16 protein-coding genes are annotated in these 14,344 nt (G+C 64.8%); 8 read left to right on the top strand and 8 right to left on the bottom strand.

The genetic code is table 11. The annotated features are described in order from the left end of the window. The first annotated feature begins 115 nt into the window (after positions 1 to 115). Genes gcvPA through GVL61_RS05855 form a run of 3 tightly spaced genes read left to right on the top strand, consistent with a single transcriptional unit; the run spans position 116 to position 3,606 of the window. Positions 116 to 1,486, top strand: a complete 1,371-nt coding sequence (gene gcvPA, locus GVL61_RS05865; RefSeq protein ID WP_159977968.1) for an aminomethyl-transferring glycine dehydrogenase subunit GcvPA — start codon at positions 116 to 118, stop codon at positions 1,484 to 1,486. Next, on the top strand, positions 1,483 to 3,081 hold the full coding sequence (gene gcvPB / locus GVL61_RS05860) for an aminomethyl-transferring glycine dehydrogenase subunit GcvPB (protein ID WP_159977966.1): 1,599 nt from the start codon (positions 1,483 to 1,485) through the stop codon (positions 3,079 to 3,081). The genes gcvPA and gcvPB overlap by 4 nt, the downstream gene beginning before the upstream one ends. A 3-nt stretch (positions 3,082 to 3,084) precedes the next feature. After that, positions 3,085 to 3,606 carry a CcdC protein domain-containing protein gene (locus tag GVL61_RS05855; protein ID WP_159977964.1) on the top strand — a complete coding sequence of 174 codons (522 nt, stop codon included), beginning with the start codon at positions 3,085 to 3,087 and terminating at the stop codon, positions 3,604 to 3,606. A 26-nt stretch (positions 3,607 to 3,632) separates the two neighbouring features. On the opposite strand, the gene GVL61_RS05850 is transcribed toward GVL61_RS05855, so the two are convergent. The 3 genes from GVL61_RS05850 to GVL61_RS05840 all read right to left on the bottom strand — a co-directional run bounded on the left by GVL61_RS05850 (position 3,633) and on the right by GVL61_RS05840 (position 5,091). Next, the gene (locus GVL61_RS05850; protein WP_159977962.1) at positions 3,633 to 3,764 is read right to left on the bottom strand and encodes an entericidin A/B family lipoprotein; all 132 of its coding nucleotides are present in this window, start codon (positions 3,762 to 3,764) and stop codon (positions 3,633 to 3,635) included. Between the two features lie 137 nt (positions 3,765 to 3,901). Next, the gene (locus GVL61_RS05845) at positions 3,902 to 4,036 is read right to left on the bottom strand and encodes an entericidin A/B family lipoprotein (RefSeq protein WP_159977960.1); all 135 of its coding nucleotides are present in this window, start codon (positions 4,034 to 4,036) and stop codon (positions 3,902 to 3,904) included. Positions 4,037 to 4,107: 71 nt separating this feature from the next. Continuing rightward, entirely contained in the window at positions 4,108 to 5,091 is a 984-nt protein-coding gene (locus tag GVL61_RS05840) for a DMT family transporter (protein ID WP_235037543.1), read from the bottom strand. A gap of 44 nt (positions 5,092 to 5,135) precedes the next feature. Between GVL61_RS05840 and GVL61_RS05835 the strand changes: the two genes are divergently transcribed. From GVL61_RS05835 to GVL61_RS05825, 3 genes are all read left to right on the top strand, one after another. After that, positions 5,136 to 5,342 carry a hypothetical protein gene (locus GVL61_RS05835; RefSeq protein ID WP_159977958.1) on the top strand — a complete coding sequence of 69 codons (207 nt, stop codon included), beginning with the start codon at positions 5,136 to 5,138 and terminating at the stop codon, positions 5,340 to 5,342. A gap of 153 nt (positions 5,343 to 5,495) precedes the next feature. Further along, entirely contained in the window at positions 5,496 to 6,110 is a 615-nt protein-coding gene (locus tag GVL61_RS05830) for a YceI family protein (protein ID WP_200844890.1), read from the top strand. 128 nt (positions 6,111 to 6,238) lie between these two features. Further along, a complete protein-coding gene (locus GVL61_RS05825) occupies positions 6,239 to 6,685 on the top strand; it encodes a hypothetical protein (RefSeq protein ID WP_159977956.1) in 447 nt (148 codons plus the stop codon). 68 nt (positions 6,686 to 6,753) lie between these two features. On the opposite strand, the gene GVL61_RS05820 is transcribed toward GVL61_RS05825, so the two are convergent. Further along, positions 6,754 to 8,286, bottom strand: coding sequence for a CpaF family protein (locus tag GVL61_RS05820; RefSeq protein WP_159977954.1), 1,533 nt, complete (start codon positions 8,284 to 8,286; stop codon positions 6,754 to 6,756). Positions 8,287 to 8,410: 124 nt separating this feature from the next. On the opposite strand from GVL61_RS05820, the gene GVL61_RS05815 reads away from it, so the two are divergent. Next, on the top strand, positions 8,411 to 8,689 hold the full coding sequence (locus tag GVL61_RS05815) for an HNH endonuclease (RefSeq protein ID WP_159977952.1): 279 nt from the start codon (positions 8,411 to 8,413) through the stop codon (positions 8,687 to 8,689). Positions 8,690 to 8,765: 76 nt separating this feature from the next. Here GVL61_RS05815 and ilvC read toward each other — a convergent pair whose 3' ends face one another. The 4 genes from ilvC to miaA all read right to left on the bottom strand — a co-directional run bounded on the left by ilvC (position 8,766) and on the right by miaA (position 13,384). Then, positions 8,766 to 9,785 carry a ketol-acid reductoisomerase gene (ilvC, locus tag GVL61_RS05810; RefSeq protein ID WP_059150279.1) on the bottom strand — a complete coding sequence of 340 codons (1,020 nt, stop codon included), beginning with the start codon at positions 9,783 to 9,785 and terminating at the stop codon, positions 8,766 to 8,768. Between the two features lie 90 nt (positions 9,786 to 9,875). Next, positions 9,876 to 10,394, bottom strand: a complete 519-nt coding sequence (ilvN, locus tag GVL61_RS05805) for an acetolactate synthase small subunit (RefSeq protein WP_043972923.1) — start codon at positions 10,392 to 10,394, stop codon at positions 9,876 to 9,878. Positions 10,395 to 10,408: 14 nt separating this feature from the next. Further along, positions 10,409 to 12,151: a biosynthetic-type acetolactate synthase large subunit gene (gene ilvB, locus GVL61_RS05800; protein WP_159977950.1), complete on the bottom strand. Its 1,743-nt coding sequence runs from the start codon at positions 12,149 to 12,151 to the stop codon at positions 10,409 to 10,411. A gap of 246 nt (positions 12,152 to 12,397) precedes the next feature. Beyond that, positions 12,398 to 13,384 carry a tRNA (adenosine(37)-N6)-dimethylallyltransferase MiaA gene (gene miaA, locus GVL61_RS05795; protein ID WP_159977948.1) on the bottom strand — a complete coding sequence of 329 codons (987 nt, stop codon included), beginning with the start codon at positions 13,382 to 13,384 and terminating at the stop codon, positions 12,398 to 12,400. Between miaA and serB the strand changes: the two genes are divergently transcribed. Continuing rightward, positions 13,377 to 14,258, top strand: a complete 882-nt coding sequence (serB, locus tag GVL61_RS05790) for a phosphoserine phosphatase SerB (protein WP_159977946.1) — start codon at positions 13,377 to 13,379, stop codon at positions 14,256 to 14,258. The two genes, miaA and serB, sit on opposite strands and share 8 nt — an antisense overlap. Positions 14,259 to 14,344: the final 86 nt, after the last annotated feature.

Raw genomic sequence — 14,344 nt, 5'->3', positions numbered from 1 at the left:
AAGCGGGTGGTGGAGGGGGGCGCACAATCCCCCTCCGTCAGCGCTTCGCGCTGCCACTTCCCCGAGCAAGATCGGGGAGGAATTTTGAAGACTTTCACTCAGGAACCCGCCCCTGATGCGCTACCTTCCCCTGACTCCCGCCGACCGCATCGCCATGCTGGCGAAGATCGGCGCCGACACGGTCGACGACCTGTTCATCGACGTGCCCGAAGCCGCCCGCCTCGCCGGCCCGATCGAAGGCCTGCCCGCCCACGCCAGCGAAATGGCCGTCGAGCGCCACATGAGCGCGCTGGCCGCCAAGAACGTGAGCGCCGGTTCCGCGCCGTTCTTCCTGGGCGCGGGCGCCTACCGCCATCACGTCCCGGCCTCGGTCGATCACCTGATCCAGCGCGGCGAGTTCCTCACCGCCTACACGCCCTACCAGCCGGAAATTGCGCAGGGCACGCTGCAGGTGCTGTTCGAGTTCCAGACCCAGGTTGCGCGCCTGTTTGGCACAGATATCGCCAATGCCTCGATGTACGACGGCTCGACTGCGTGCTGGGAAGCGATTCTGATGGCTGCGCGCGTTACCCGCAAGGGCCGCAGCGTGCTGTCGGGCGGTCTGCACCCGCACTACGGCGAAGTGGTGCGCACGATGGCGAAGTTCACTCAGGACGACATCGTCAGCCTTCCCCCGAAAATGGTCGCGGAAGCCGATGACGCCGCCGTGATCGCCGCGATCGACGACAAGACCTCCTGCGTCGTGGTCCAGTACCCCGACGTCATGGGCCGCATCCCTGATCTTGCCGCCATCGCTGAAGCCGCCCACGCCAAGGGCGCGCTGCTGGTGGCGGTCGTCACCGAGCCGGTCGCGCTGGGCCTGATCGAGGCGCCGGGCGTTCTGGGCGCTGATATCGTTGTGGGCGAGGGCCAGTCGATCGGTGTGGGGCTGCAGTTCGGCGGCCCTTACCTCGGCCTGTTCGGCTGCCGCGAGAAGTTCGTGCGCCAGATGCCGGGGCGCCTGTGCGGCGAGACTGTCGACGTCGAGGGCAAGCGCGGTTTCGTGCTCACCCTCTCGACCCGCGAGCAGCATATCCGCCGCGAGAAGGCGACGAGCAATATCTGCACCAATTCAGGACTTTGCGCACTGGCCTTCAGTATTCACCTGACCTTGCTGGGCGGTGAGGGGCTGGCCCGTCTGGCCGGCACCAATCACGCCCGCGCACAGGCAACGTTCGAGCGACTGACCCGCATTCCCGGCGTCTCGCTGATGAACGACGCCTACTTCAACGAGGCCACGCTGATCCTGCCGCGCGATGCTCGTGAGGTCGTGCGTGAACTGGCCGAGCGCAAGGTGCTGGGCGGCGTTTCGCTGGGCCGCCTGTTCCCGCAAGGGGAAGGGCTGCGCAACGGCCTGCTGGTCGCGGCGACCGAGACGACCACGGACGAGGATATCGAGGCATTCGCTCTCGAACTGGAAGCAGTGCTGGAAGGAGCTTCGGCATGAGCGACATCAACGCAGGCGGATGGCGCCCCTCTATGGGTGAAGCCGGAGACGCAAAATTCACAACGTTTAGCGGCGATTACGGGCTTATGCTCGAAGAAGCCCTGAGCTTCGAACTCGGCTCGGCCGACAAGTGCGGCGTCGATCTCGATCCGGCGGACCGTGCGCCGGTGGCAGGGCTGAACAAGTTCCTGCGCAAGGCGGCGCCGGGTCTTCCGGGCCTGACCGAGCCGGAGACGGTGCGCCACTACACGCGCCTGTCGCGCCAGAACTATGCGATCGACCTCGGGCCGTTCCCGCTGGGTTCGTGCACGATGAAGCACAATCCGCGCCTGAACGAGAAGATGGCGCGCCTGCCGGGCTTCGCCGACGTGCACCCGATGCAGCCGCAGAAGACCATCGAAGGCGCGCTCGAAGTGATCGAGCAGCTGGCCGACTGGCTTATCACGCTGACCGGCATGGCGTCGGTGGCGATGTCGCCCAAGGCGGGCGCGCATGGCGAACTGTGCGGTCTGCTGTGCATCCGCGCCGCGCTCGACGCGCGCGGTGAGAAGCGCGATGTCGTGCTGGTGCCCGAAAGCGCCCATGGCACCAACCCGGCGACGGCGGCTTTCGCCGGCTTCAAGGTGGAATCGATCCCCGCGACGCCGGAAGGCCGGGTCGACGTGGCTGCGCTCAAGGCGAAGCTGGGTCCGAACGTGGCGGGGGTAATGATCACCAACCCCAACACCTGCGGGCTGTTCGAGCCGGAGATGAAGGAAATCGGCGACGCGGTTCACGCAGCCGGCGGCTACGTCTATTGCGACGGCGCGAACTTCAACGCGATTGTCGGCAAGGTGCGCCCCGGCGACCTGGGCGTCGATGCCATGCACATTAACCTGCACAAGACCTTCTCCACCCCCCACGGCGGCGGCGGTCCCGGTGCGGGTCCGGTGGTCCTGTCCGAAGCGCTGGCGCCGTTCGCGCCGCTGCCTTTCGTGACGCGTGGGGCTGATGGCGCGATCCACCTCGTCGAGGAGGAGAATGCGAGCGAGGGCCACGCACAGGCGTTCGGCCGCATGGTCGCCTTCCACGGCCAGATGGGCATGTTCACCCGCGCGCTGACCTACATCCTCAGCCACGGCGCCGACGGCCTGCGCCAGGTTGCCGAGGACGCGGTGCTCAACGCCAACTACGTGCTGCGTTCTTGCGAGGACCTGTTGCCCGCCCCCTTCGCGGACAGCGGCCCCTGCATGCACGAAGCGCTATTCAGCGACGCTGGGCTGGCCGAAGGGTTCTCCACGCTGGATATCGCCAAGGGGCTGATCGACGAGGGCTTCCACCCGATGACGGTCTACTTCCCGCTGGTGGTCAAGGGCGCCATGCTGGTCGAGCCGACCGAGACCGAGAGCAAGGCTGGCCTCGACCGCTTCATCGGCTCGCTGCGCAGCCTGGCCCAGCGCGCCAAGGCCGGCGACCAGAGCCTGCACTCCGCGCCGCACTTCGCGCCGCGCAGACGACTTGATGAAACGCTGGCCGCGCGCAAGCCCGTGCTGGTGTGGAAGGGTGAGCCGGGCATTCCCGGCACGCCCTCGCTCAGCGAAATCGGCGGGAGCTAAGCTATGTCAGGCGGGGGGAGCGGGCTTTCGGCCTATCTGCCGTTGTTCATCATCGCCGGGATCATGGCCTGGCGACTGCGCAACCTGCAGAAGGCGCGGCCGCTGCGTCTCCCCCTGCTGTGGCTCATGCCGCTGATCGTTATGGCGGCGGTGTGCTTTGCACTCGCCGCTTTACCGCCCGCCGGTCTGGGTTGGCTTGCCCTTGCGGCGGGCCTGGCGATCGGCGGCGCGATCGGTGCGCAGCGCTCAAGGCTGATGCGCCTGCATGTCGAGGGTGAAGGCAGCGAGGCGCGGGTCATGGTGCGTCAGTCGCCGCTGGCCCTGATGCTCATCATCGGTGTTTTCGTAGCGCGGCGGGTTCTGCTGCCGACCAGCATGACGATAGGCGAGGGCCATCCTTCGGCCCATGCCCTGCTGATCACGGACGCGATGCTTGGGTTCGCGCTCGGCATGGTGGTGTTCAGCCGTCTGGTTCTTTGGATGCGGGCGCGCGAAATGGTCGCCAATCACGTCTTCGACGCCTGACGACCTTTTATTTCATCGCTTTGAGTTCAGTTGATGGCGCGCTCGCCGGCCTTGCCGACAGACTCAATATCGCGGCCCACGCCCTTGACGGTGTTGCAGGCAGAAGCCGAAAATAAAATGCCCCCGGCCGTGAGGGCAATCAGCAGTCTTTTGATCATCTATCGAGCGTTCCGTAAAGTTTCGCCCGATTATCCGATCCGCACGACGCAGGGAAGCGCCCTTCAAGATTTCTGCCGGCGGGCCGGGAAACTCGGTGGCGCCGAATATCCTGACCCGCCTGCAAGCCGTTGCCGGCTTATTTGTTGATCGCGTCTTCGCCAGCCTGGCCGACCGACGAAACGTCACGGCCTGCGCCCTTGACTGTGTTGCAGGCAGCGGCGGAGAAAACGATACCGCCAGCGACGAGCGCGAGAACAAGCTTCTTGACCATGTCCATATTCCTTTTTGCGGTGCGGTCCAGGAAGGCCCGGTCCGCGCCTCGGAAAAACACATGGGTGTGGGTCAGGTTCCCACAGGCATTTTCTCTGGCTGCGCTTCTTCGGTGGCGGCCTCGTCCAGCGCGGACGTGGGCGAGATACGCCGCGACAGGAAATGCTCGCGCGAGGTGATTATCAGGCCGGCCACGACTATGAGCGGCGCGCCCAGCCACATCGTCGCGGCGGGCAGGTGATCCCAGATGACCCAGCCGTAGAGTGTGGACCAGATCAGTGCGGTATAATCCATGACCACCACCGTAGCGACCTGCCCGAAGCGCAGCGCGGCGGTGATGAGGAACTGGGCGAGCGCGCCGCTCAGGCCAATCGCACCCAGCAGCAGCCATTCGCGGGCCCCGTGGGGCTGGGCATAAAAAGGCAGCAGGATGGCAGTGAACAGCGAGCCATAGAAGGCGAACCAGAACACGCAGGCGATCGGCGCTTCGGTGCGGGCAAGATCGCGGATCTGGAAGCTGACTATGGCGACGATCACCCCGGCGCCCAGCCCGGCTGCCAGGCCCAGCGCGGGGACCGGCGCATCGCCGGGACGGGAGATCACGAGGACACCGACGAAGCCCAGCACGACGGCGGTCCAGCGCCACTTGCCCACCATCTCGCGCAGGACCAGCGCAGTGATCAGGACGGCGAAAAGCGGCGTGGTGAAGCCCAGCGTAGTCGCGACCGGCAGCGGCAGCAGGGTGGCAGCGCTCAGATTGCAGCACAGGCCCACGGTTCCGGTGGTGGCGCGCTTGGCATGGCTGGCCATGCGGTTGGTGCGCAGGAGGTGGATCCGTCCGGTTGCCAGCAGTACGCCGGCAATCAGCGGAAGGCTCATCGCCTGTCGCCAGAATATCAGTTCGGGCACCGCGACACCCGCTTCCCCAGCGAGCTTGGCCAGCATGAACATCGTCGAGAGCATCGCCATCGCCGCCAGGCGCAGTGCGATGGCGAACATCGGACGGTCGGCGCGGGCAGGCGGCGCAGCGCTTTCTTGGCGGGAGGAGGAAGTCACTCCCGGGGCTTTAACTTGCCCTCGCTTGGAGGCAAGGGCGGCGGATGGACGATTCGACCAAGATCATGACGATTTTCGGAAGCCTGTCGGCGGTGCTGGCGGCCGTGGCATGGCTGGGGGACCGTCGGCGCCATCACCGTAAGGACATCGACCGCGTGGGCTTCATGCCCTGGACGCCCATCTTCTTCTGGTCGCTGCTCGCAGCGGTTCTGCTGCTCGGGCTGTCGGCGCGCAAGGTGCTGGGGGGCTAGAGAACGGCTGAAATCGCTCGTCGGAGGGGTTCAACTTTCTTGAACAAGGCGATGTTCAAGAAAGTTGAACAAGCCGGTCGAATTTATCCGGCTGGGCAGATTGCGGGCTAAGTGGGAACAGGCGGCAAGTCACTCACACCCCCGGAGAATTCAATGAAGCGTATCTTCGCATCGGCCTTCGTGGCCGCCTCTCTCGTCGTGGCCGCGCCGATCGTGGCGCAGCAGGCCAACCAGAATGCCGCCACAGTCCAGGCGGGGAACTATGCGCTCGACAGCAATCACACGCTGGTGCGCTTCAGCGTCGTCCACTTCGGCATCAGCGACTTCTTCGGCACGCTGCCGGGCGCTAGCGGCACCCTGTCGGTCGATCCCAAGAACGTCGCTTCGGCCAAGCTCGACGTCTCGGTGCCAGTGGCGACCGTCTCGACCACCAACAAGGTGCTCGACGAGGAACTGGTTGGCGACGAGTGGTTCGACGCAGCCAAGTTCCCGACGATGCGCTTCGTTTCGACCAAGGTCGTGAAGACCGGCAAGAGCACTGCCGACATCACCGGCAACCTGACGCTGCACGGCGTGACCAAGCCCGTCACCCTCAAGGCCACCTTCAAGGCCGCTGCGGTGAACCCGATGAACAAGGCCTACACGCTGGGCTTCAACGCCACCGGCGTCATCAAGCGCACCGAGTTCGGCGTCAGCAAGTACGCGCCGATGGTGAGCGACGACACCACGATCGCCATCACCGCCGCTTTCGAGAAGCAGGCGAACTAATCCGGCGGGCAGCGGGCATCCGCCTGCTGTGATGGTCTGAACATGCGCGGCGCCGCCCCGGACATGATCCGGGGCGGCGTTTTGCCGTTCGCTTTCCTACATCGGAAAGATCGCGTTTAAGCTGGTGGATGAAGACAGCTGCCCACGCACCTCGCCGTGCCCGCCATGTTCGGGTTCCCGCTTTCGCGCCCGTTGCGCTGCGCGTGCGCGCCGATGGGTGGACCCCGGCGCGGCAGGCGGCGTTCCTCGGCGCACTGGCCGAGAGCGGCTCGGTGGAGGCGGCGGCGCGCAAGGTGGGCATGGCGCGCGAGACCGCCTATAGGCTGCGGCGCCGACTCGGAGCGGGCAGTTTTGCGGCCGCCTGGGATGCGATCACCGGCAAGCGCGGCGGCGCAAAACGGAAGGTCACAGTGGACGAGCGCGTGCAGCGCGCATTTCAGGGCGTGCTGAAAGTGCGGATGTACGGCGGCAGGCACGTCGCGACCGAGCATAAAGCCGACAATCGCGCGCTTCTTGCCCAGTTGGCGCATCTCTGCCGATCGGCACGGGGCAGGGGCGGCGGCGGGCGAAGGTGATGGAGTTTCGACCCCGTTTTTGTTTCAACCTCCTCCCCGATCCGGGGAGATGGCAGTCCGCAGGATATTCAGAGGCAGGCTTCCAGAAACGCCTGGTCGAAGCCGAACTGGCGGGCCTTCTCCAGCGTGTAGGGGCGCAGGCCCGAGGGGCGGAATTCGCCGATGATCTTGCCGTCGTCGGTCTCGTCCAGGTATTCGAACTTGAACAGTTCCTGGGTGACGATGACATCGCCTTCCATGCCGATCACTTCGGTGATGTTGGTGGTGCGGCGCGAACCGTCGCGCAGGCGCTTTACCTGGACGATGAGGTCGACCGATTCGGCGATCTGGCGGCTGATGGCTTCCTTGGGGATCTTGATGTCGCCCATCAGGATCATGTTTTCCATACGGCCCAGACATTCGCGCGGGGAGTTGGCGTGGAGCGTGCACATCGAGCCGTCGTGGCCAGTGTTCATGGCTGCCAGCAAGTCGAAGCACTCGGCGCCGCGGATTTCGCCCAGGATGATCCGGTCGGGACGCATACGGAGGGCGTTCTTCACAAGGTCGCCGATGGTGATCGCGCCCTGGCCTTCGAGGTTGGGCGGGCGGGTTTCCAGCGGCAGCCAGTGCGGCTGCTGCAGGCGAAGTTCGGCGGCGTCCTCGATCGTCAGCACGCGCTCGCCCGGATCGATCATCTTCGACAGGGCGTTGAGCATGGTCGTCTTGCCCGACCCCGTACCGCCCGAGATGACCACGTTCATCCGGCAGGCGCCGGCGATTTTCAGCGCGGTGGCCATCTTCTCGCTCATCGAACCGAAGTCCTTGAGCATGTCGATGGTGATCGGCTTTTCGGAAAACTTACGAATCGAGATCGCGGTGCCGCGAAGGCTCAGCGGCGGGACGATGACGTTGACGCGGCTGCCATCCTTGAGGCGGGCGTCGGCCAGCGGCGTGGTCTGGTCGACGCGGCGGCCGACCTGGTTGACGATGCGCTGGGCGATCTGGAACAGATGCTGTTCGTCGCGGAACTTGGTGGGGGCGAGTTGGAGCTTGCCCTTCTTTTCGATGTAGGTCTGGTTCGGGCCGTTGACCATGATGTCCGAGATATCGGGGTCGTTGAGGAGTTCCTCCAGCGGGCCGAAGCCGAGCAGCTCGTCGATCAGCACCTTTTCCAGCGCGAACTGCTCGCGGCGATTGAAGGTGATCTTCAGCTCTGCCAGCACCTCGATGATGATGGGGCGGAATTCCTCGGACAGCTCGTCCTTGGTCAGGGTGGCTGCGGCTTCGGGGTCGACGCGCTCGAGCAGGCGCGGCAGCACCTGTTCCTTGATCTTGTGGATCGAGGCTTCGAAACCGTTCTGCTCGCCCTGTTCGTGGACGGCATTGGCGCGGTCCGCCAGGCGCGACATTGCGTCCTCGCGCATCGCGGCTGCCGTGGTGGGGGCGCCGTCGTTGCCGGGCATGGGGGGGAACTGGTCTCCGCCGGGCATCGGCGCTGCGCCGTTGGTACCGGAAGCCGCAGGCTTGTCGCCGCCGCCCTTGAGCGGTTTTGCCACGCCGAATGCAGGCCGGGCGCTCTGGCCCATGCCGCCTACCGAATTACGCCGACCGAATGCCGTCATGAAACTTTCAACCCTTCAGCCGCCCGGTATGATCGCGGGCGTGAAACACTGCGAATGCGGTGATGATTAAGGTTGAAACTTTGATAACTTACTAATGGCGCACGATTGCAGGATAGAGAGGCCGATGAGCGGGGAAGGTGATGCATGCTGGCTATGCGCCCGGCCATTGGGACGGCGGACCGAATGGCATCATCCGGTGCCGAAAAGCCGGGGAGGGCGCGAGACGGTGCCGCTTCACCCGATCTGTCACCGGGCGATCCATGCCAGCCTCACCAACGCGCAACTGGCGAAGATGGCGCCGAATGCTGAGGCGCTGCTGGCGGTGGAGGAAGTGGGGCGCTTCGTGCGCTGGGTCTCGGGCAAGCCGCCCGACTTCCACGCGCCAACCCGTACTCGCAGGTAGCTGGCGCATAGGGTGTGCAAAAAGTGGAATGTGGGCGAACGCCGCGACGGCGCCCGCCCACACTGTCAGAACTGGATCAGTTCTTGGCCTTGTCGACCAGAGCGTTCGCCGCGATCCAGGGCATCATGGCGCGCAGCTTGGCGCCGGTTTCCTCGATCGGGTGACGCAGGGCAGCCTTGCGCGATGCCTTCAGTTCGGGCTGGCCGGCGCGGTTGTCCATGACGAAGTCCTTGACGAAACGGCCCGACTGGATGTCCTCCAGAACGCGCTTCATTTCCTTCTTGGTCTCTTCGGTGATGATGCGCGGACCGGTCTTGATATCGCCGTATTCGGCGGTGTTCGAGATCGAGTAACGCATGTTGGCAATGCCGCCTTCATACATCAGGTCGACGATCAGCTTCAGCTCGTGGAGGCACTCGAAGTAGGCCATCTCGGGAGCGTAACCGGCTTCCACCAGCGTCTCGAAGCCAGCCTGAACCAGCGCGGTGGCGCCGCCGCAGAGCACGGCCTGCTCGCCGAACAGGTCGGTTTCGCATTCCTCACGGAAGTTGGTCTCGATGATGCCCGAACGGCCGCCACCGACGCCCGAAGCGTAGGCAAGGGCGACGTCATGCGCATTGCCGGTCACGTCCTGGTGGATCGCGACGAGGCAGGGCACGCCGCCGCCACGCTGGTATTCGCTGCGGACGGTGTGGCCCGGACCCTTGGGCGCGATCATGATCACGTCGATGTCGGTGCGCGGCTCGATCAGGCCGAAGTGCACGTTGAGGCCGTGGGCGAAGGCAAGCGCGGCGCCGGGCTTCATGTTGGCGTGCAGGTCTTCGGCGTAGATGGCAGCCTGATGCTCATCGGGAGCAAGGATCATGATGATGTCGGCCCAGGCAGCCGCGTCCTTGTTCGACATGACCTTGAAGCCTGCGCCCTCAGCCTTCTTGGCAGTGGCAGAGCCTTCGCGGAGCGCGATGGCGACTTCCTTGACACCCGAATCGCGCAGGTTCTGAGCATGGGCGTGGCCCTGGCTGCCGTAACCGAGCACGACAATCTTCTTGTCGGTGATCAGGTTGATGTCGCTGTCGGCGTCGTAATAGACTTTCATCGGTCTTCCTTCTGGTCGTCTCGGAGGTCATCCGGGACCGCTGTCGATCATGCCCCGCCCGGCGATCCGTGGGAGGGCAAACTTAAAAACTCAGGCTTCTTCGGGGCCCCGCGCCATTGCAACGATCCCGGTGCGACCAACTTCGACAAGGCCGAGGTCGCGCATCAGCGCCACGAAGCTGTCGATCTTGTCCGGTGCGCCGGTCATCTCGAAAATGAAGCTCTCGGTCGTGGTGTCGACCGGGCGGGCGCGGAACACTTCCGCGATGCGCAGCGCCTCGACACGCTTGTCGCCGACGCCGGCCACCTTCACCAGCGCCAGTTCACGCGCGACGTGCGGCCCCAGTTCGGTAAGGTCGACGACCTTGTGCACCGGGACCAGTCGCTCGAGCTGGGCGTGGATCTGGTCGATCTGGCTGGGCGGACCATGCGTCACGATCGTGATCCGGCTCACCTCGTGATTGTCGGTGATGTCAGCCACGGTCAGGCTGTCGATGTTGTAGCCGCGCGCGGTGAACAGCCCGGCGATCTTGGCGAGAATGCCCGCCTCGTTGTCGACCGTGACGGTCAGGACGTGGCGTTCCTCGGCCTCTTGATGGATGTGCATCATTGTCTTCGTGCCTCTCAGACCAGCGCCTTGGCTTCGTCGTCCATGGTCCCGGCGACGTTGTCGCCGTAAAGGATCATGTCGACATGCGATGCGCCCGAGGGGATCATCGGGAAGCAGTTCGATTCCTTGTGGACCAGGCAGTCGACGATCACCGGACCCGGATGGTCGATCATCGCCTGGATACCCGCGTCGAGTTCGCTTTCGTTCTCGATGCGAATGCCCTTCCAGCCGTAAGCCTCAGCCAGCTTCACGAAGTCCGGCAGGCTGTCCGAGTACGAGTTCGAGAAGCGGCTCTCATAGGTCAGTTCCTGCCACTGACGGACCATGCCCATCCACTCGTTGTTGAGGATGAAGACCTTGACCGGGAGGCGGTACTGCGTGGCAGTGCCCAGTTCCTGGATGTTCATCTGGATCGAGGCGTCGCCGGCGATGTCGATGACGAGGCTATCCGGGTTGCCGCACTGCGCGCCTATGGCGGCAGGCAGACCATAACCCATGGTGCCCAGACCGCCCGACGTCAGCCACTTGTTCGGGCTGAAGAACGGGAAGTGCTGCGCGGCCCACATCTGATGCTGGCCGACCTCGGTCGAGATGATCGGGTCCTTGTCCTTCGACAGTTCGAACAGACGCTGGATCGCCAGCTGCGGCATGATCGCATCGTCGTTGAGCGGGAAGGAGAGGCTCTTCTTCTCGCGCCAGGTGTCGACGCGGGCCTTCCATTCGGTCAGATCCTGGCCCTTGCGGCTGCCCCACTCGGCGAGCATCTGTTCCAGAACGACAGCGCAGTCGCCCACGATCGGCAGTTCGACGCGCACGATCTTGTTGATCGAGGAACGGTCGATGTCGATGTGGATCTTCTTCGAATTGGGCGCGAAGGCGTCGAGGCGCCCGGTCACGCGGTCATCGAAGCGGGCACCGACGCAGACGATCAGGTCGGCTTGGTTCATCGCCAGGTTGGCCTCGTACGTGCCGTGCATGCCCAGCATGCCCAGCCAGTCGGCGTGGTCGGCCGGGAAGGCGCCCAGACCCATCAGGGTCGAGGTGACCGGTGCGCCGGTCTTGGCCTGAAGCTCGCGCAGCAACTGCGTGGCGCGGGGCCCTGCGTTGATGACGCCGCCGCCGGTATAGAACACCGGAGCCTTGGCAGCCGCGATCATCTCGACGGCCTGCGCGATCTCCTGGCTCGTGCCCTGTGTGCGCGGCGCGTAACGCTGGCGGCGCTGGGTCGGGCCGTCGGTCCACGCGGCGGATGCGATCTGGACGTCCTTGGGGATGTCGATCAGAACCGGGCCGGGGCGGCCGGTGGTGGCGATCTGGAACGCCTCGTCGATGACCGCAGCCAGCTCGGCCGGGTCCTTCACGAGGTAGTTGTGCTTGGTGCAGTGGCGCGAGATGCCGACGGTATCAGCTTCCTGGAACCCGTCCGAGCCGATCAGTGCGGTCGGAACCTGCCCGGTGATGACGACGAGCGGAATCGAGTCGAGGAACGCGTCGGCGATGGCGGTAATGACGTTGGTCGCACCTGGGCCGGACGTAACGAGCACGACGCCGGGCTTGCCGGTGGAACGCGCATAGCCTTCGGCGGCATGGCCCGCTCCGGCTTCATGGCGCACGAGGATGTGGCGCAGGCGCTCGTCGCCGAACAGGGCGTCATAGATCGGGAGCACGGCACCGCCGGGATAGCCGAATACGAATTCGACCCCCTGTCGGACCAGGCTTTCGACCAGGATGTTCGCGCCGCTGCGCTCTTCACTCACACCACGTTCCTTCTCAATTCCGTCGGCAGCCATCGAATACGTATCCGAAGCGGTGGCGGCCGTTTGTCCTGAGAGCGCTTCTTCCGTCTGGAATCATTGATTCCGGCGGATTTCGCAGACCGGAAAACCCCGGTGCGCTCTCTAATGAAACCGACCCGGCACGACAATGGCGTACCGGGCCGTCCCTCTCCTCCCTGCATACTTCCAATCAGCAAGGTAGAAGGGCGCTCTAGGCAAGCGGATATGTCAGGTCAACCCCATCACGCGAAATAAAATGTCATTCAAAGTCTCTGCATTGTAATTTTGAAACGAGACTCGAGTCCATTCGGCAGGTGGCTGGTGCCTGAGCCATGTGAATTGCCGCTTGGCGTAATTGCGGGTGGCCTGCGCTCCGCGCGCGGCGGCTTCCTCCATGGTCCAGTTTCCGACCACCACTCCGGCGAGTTCGGGTACGCCGATGGCGCGCATCACCGGCATGTCGGGATCGAGGCCGCGCGCCATCAACGCCTCGACCTCGGCCAGCGCACCGCGCTCGATCATGCGCTGAAAGCGCAGGTCACAGCGGGCGAACAGCATCTGACGCTCGGGCAGCAGGATGGCTGGGTGGATAGCCAAGGCGTGGCCGATGCCGCCGCTGGTCTGCGCCTGCCAATGGGCAAGTCCGTGCCCGGTGGAGCGAACGACTTCCAGCGCGCGCGCCACGCGAGTGGTGTCGGCGGGGGCGAGGCGGCCCGCGCGTTCCGGGTCTTCGACCTGAAGCGCGGAGTAGGCCCGGTCCACGGGCAGGGCGCGCACGGCCTCGCGTATCTCGGGATCGATCGGCGGGACCGGGGCAATGCCGTCCAGCAGCGTGCGGATATAAAGTCCGGTGCCGCCGACGAGGATCGGGACCGCGCCGGAGGCGTGAACGTCGGCGATGGTCTCGCGTGCGGCCTTCGCCCAATCGGCGGCGGAGCAACCTTGAGTACCGTCCCAGGCGCCGAACAGACGATGATCGATTCCGCCCATTTCTTCACGGGTCGGGCGGGCGCTCAGTACGGTAAGATCGCTGTAGACCTGGGAACTGTCGGCATTGATGACTACTGCGCGGCGCCCGCGTCTTTCCAGTTCCTGACCCAGCGCGACGGCACAATCGCTCTTGCCGCTGGCGGTCGGCCCTGCAATGAGCGCCAGCGGCGGCCGGTCTCCGGCGTCGATATCGTATGGCGTATCAAGGGAATTCGCAGTGCTCATAGCGCGGCTGATAGCAGAACCGGACCACCTTTCGGCAAGACTCGAAGCCGCGAAGGCCCAGATGCAGCAGGCAGGGGTGCGGATTGCCGATGCTTCCATGCTCGATTTCTGCGGCCAGACCATGCAGATCGACTCGCCTGACGATGATGCTGCGGCCATGCGCGAGGCGCTCGACGCGCACTTCCAGCCCACCGACGGCCTTGTGACCGCAGAGGAGCCGATCGTGCCGCGCCTGTTCATCTCGGACATGGATTCGACCATGATCGGGCAGGAATGCATCGACGAACTGGGCGATTTCGCCGGCCTCAAGGAGCGCATTGCTGCGATCACCGAGCGGGCCATGCAGGGCGAACTGGACTTTGAGCAGGCCCTGTACGAGCGCGTCGGCCTGCTGGAGGGCCTGTCCACCAGCGCTATAGACGAATGCCTGGCCGCCCGTATCCGCCCTATGCCGGGGGCCAAAACCCTGGTCGAGACGCTGAAGAAGCTGGGCTGTCGTACCGTGCTGGTCACTGGCGGCTTCCACCACTTCGCCGATCCCGTTGCTGCGCAGCTTGGTTTCGAGCGCGTCGTGGGTAACCGCCTCGAAGTCGCGAACGGCAAGCTCACCGGCGGGCTTGAGGGCGGGATCGTCGACTCGGCGGTCAAGAAGGCCACGCTGCTTGCCGAAATGGCGAAACTGGGCGAGGGCGCCACCTGCCTCGCCACCGGCGACGGCGCCAACGACATTCCGATGCTGGAAGCGGCGACTTACGGTATCGCCTATCATGCCAAGCCCAAGGCGCGCATCGCTGCCAATGGCTGGATCGACCGCGGCGACCTGACAAGTGTGCTGCGCCTCCTGGGAATCCCGGAGAGCCAGTGGGTCATGTGATCCCTTCGTCCCGGACTTGATTCGGGACGACGTTTTTGTCGAACCGCATTATGTTCCATGCGTTAGTCCACCGAGACCAATGCAGG

This window comes from Novosphingobium sp. 18050 (assembly GCF_902706195.1).
Lineage (GTDB): Bacteria > Pseudomonadota > Alphaproteobacteria > Sphingomonadales > Sphingomonadaceae > Novosphingobium.
The sequence above is the reverse complement of the archived record's forward strand: the minus strand, read 5'-3'. Positions and strand labels throughout refer to the sequence as shown.

Coding starts and splice junctions, on each gene's coding strand:
- gcvPA (WP_159977968.1), top strand. CDS start 116: ATGCGCTACCTTCCCCTGACTCCCGCCGACCGCATCGCCATGCTGGCG.
- GVL61_RS05825 (WP_159977956.1), top strand. CDS start 6,239: ATGAAGACAGCTGCCCACGCACCTCGCCGTGCCCGCCATGTTCGGGTT.
- ilvC (WP_059150279.1), bottom strand. CDS start 9,785: ATGAAAGTCTATTACGACGCCGACAGCGACATCAACCTGATCACCGAC.
- gcvPB (WP_159977966.1), top strand. CDS start 1,483: ATGAGCGACATCAACGCAGGCGGATGGCGCCCCTCTATGGGTGAAGCC.
- GVL61_RS05850 (WP_159977962.1), bottom strand. CDS start 3,764: ATGATCAAAAGACTGCTGATTGCCCTCACGGCCGGGGGCATTTTATTT.
- GVL61_RS05845 (WP_159977960.1), bottom strand. CDS start 4,036: ATGGTCAAGAAGCTTGTTCTCGCGCTCGTCGCTGGCGGTATCGTTTTC.
- GVL61_RS05835 (WP_159977958.1), top strand. CDS start 5,136: ATGGACGATTCGACCAAGATCATGACGATTTTCGGAAGCCTGTCGGCG.
- GVL61_RS05820 (WP_159977954.1), bottom strand. CDS start 8,286: ATGACGGCATTCGGTCGGCGTAATTCGGTAGGCGGCATGGGCCAGAGC.
- ilvN (WP_043972923.1), bottom strand. CDS start 10,394: ATGATGCACATCCATCAAGAGGCCGAGGAACGCCACGTCCTGACCGTC.
- miaA (WP_159977948.1), bottom strand. CDS start 13,384: ATGAGCACTGCGAATTCCCTTGATACGCCATACGATATCGACGCCGGA.
- GVL61_RS05830 (WP_200844890.1), top strand. CDS start 5,496: ATGAAGCGTATCTTCGCATCGGCCTTCGTGGCCGCCTCTCTCGTCGTG.
- GVL61_RS05855 (WP_159977964.1), top strand. CDS start 3,085: ATGTCAGGCGGGGGGAGCGGGCTTTCGGCCTATCTGCCGTTGTTCATC.
- GVL61_RS05815 (WP_159977952.1), top strand. CDS start 8,411: ATGAGCGGGGAAGGTGATGCATGCTGGCTATGCGCCCGGCCATTGGGA.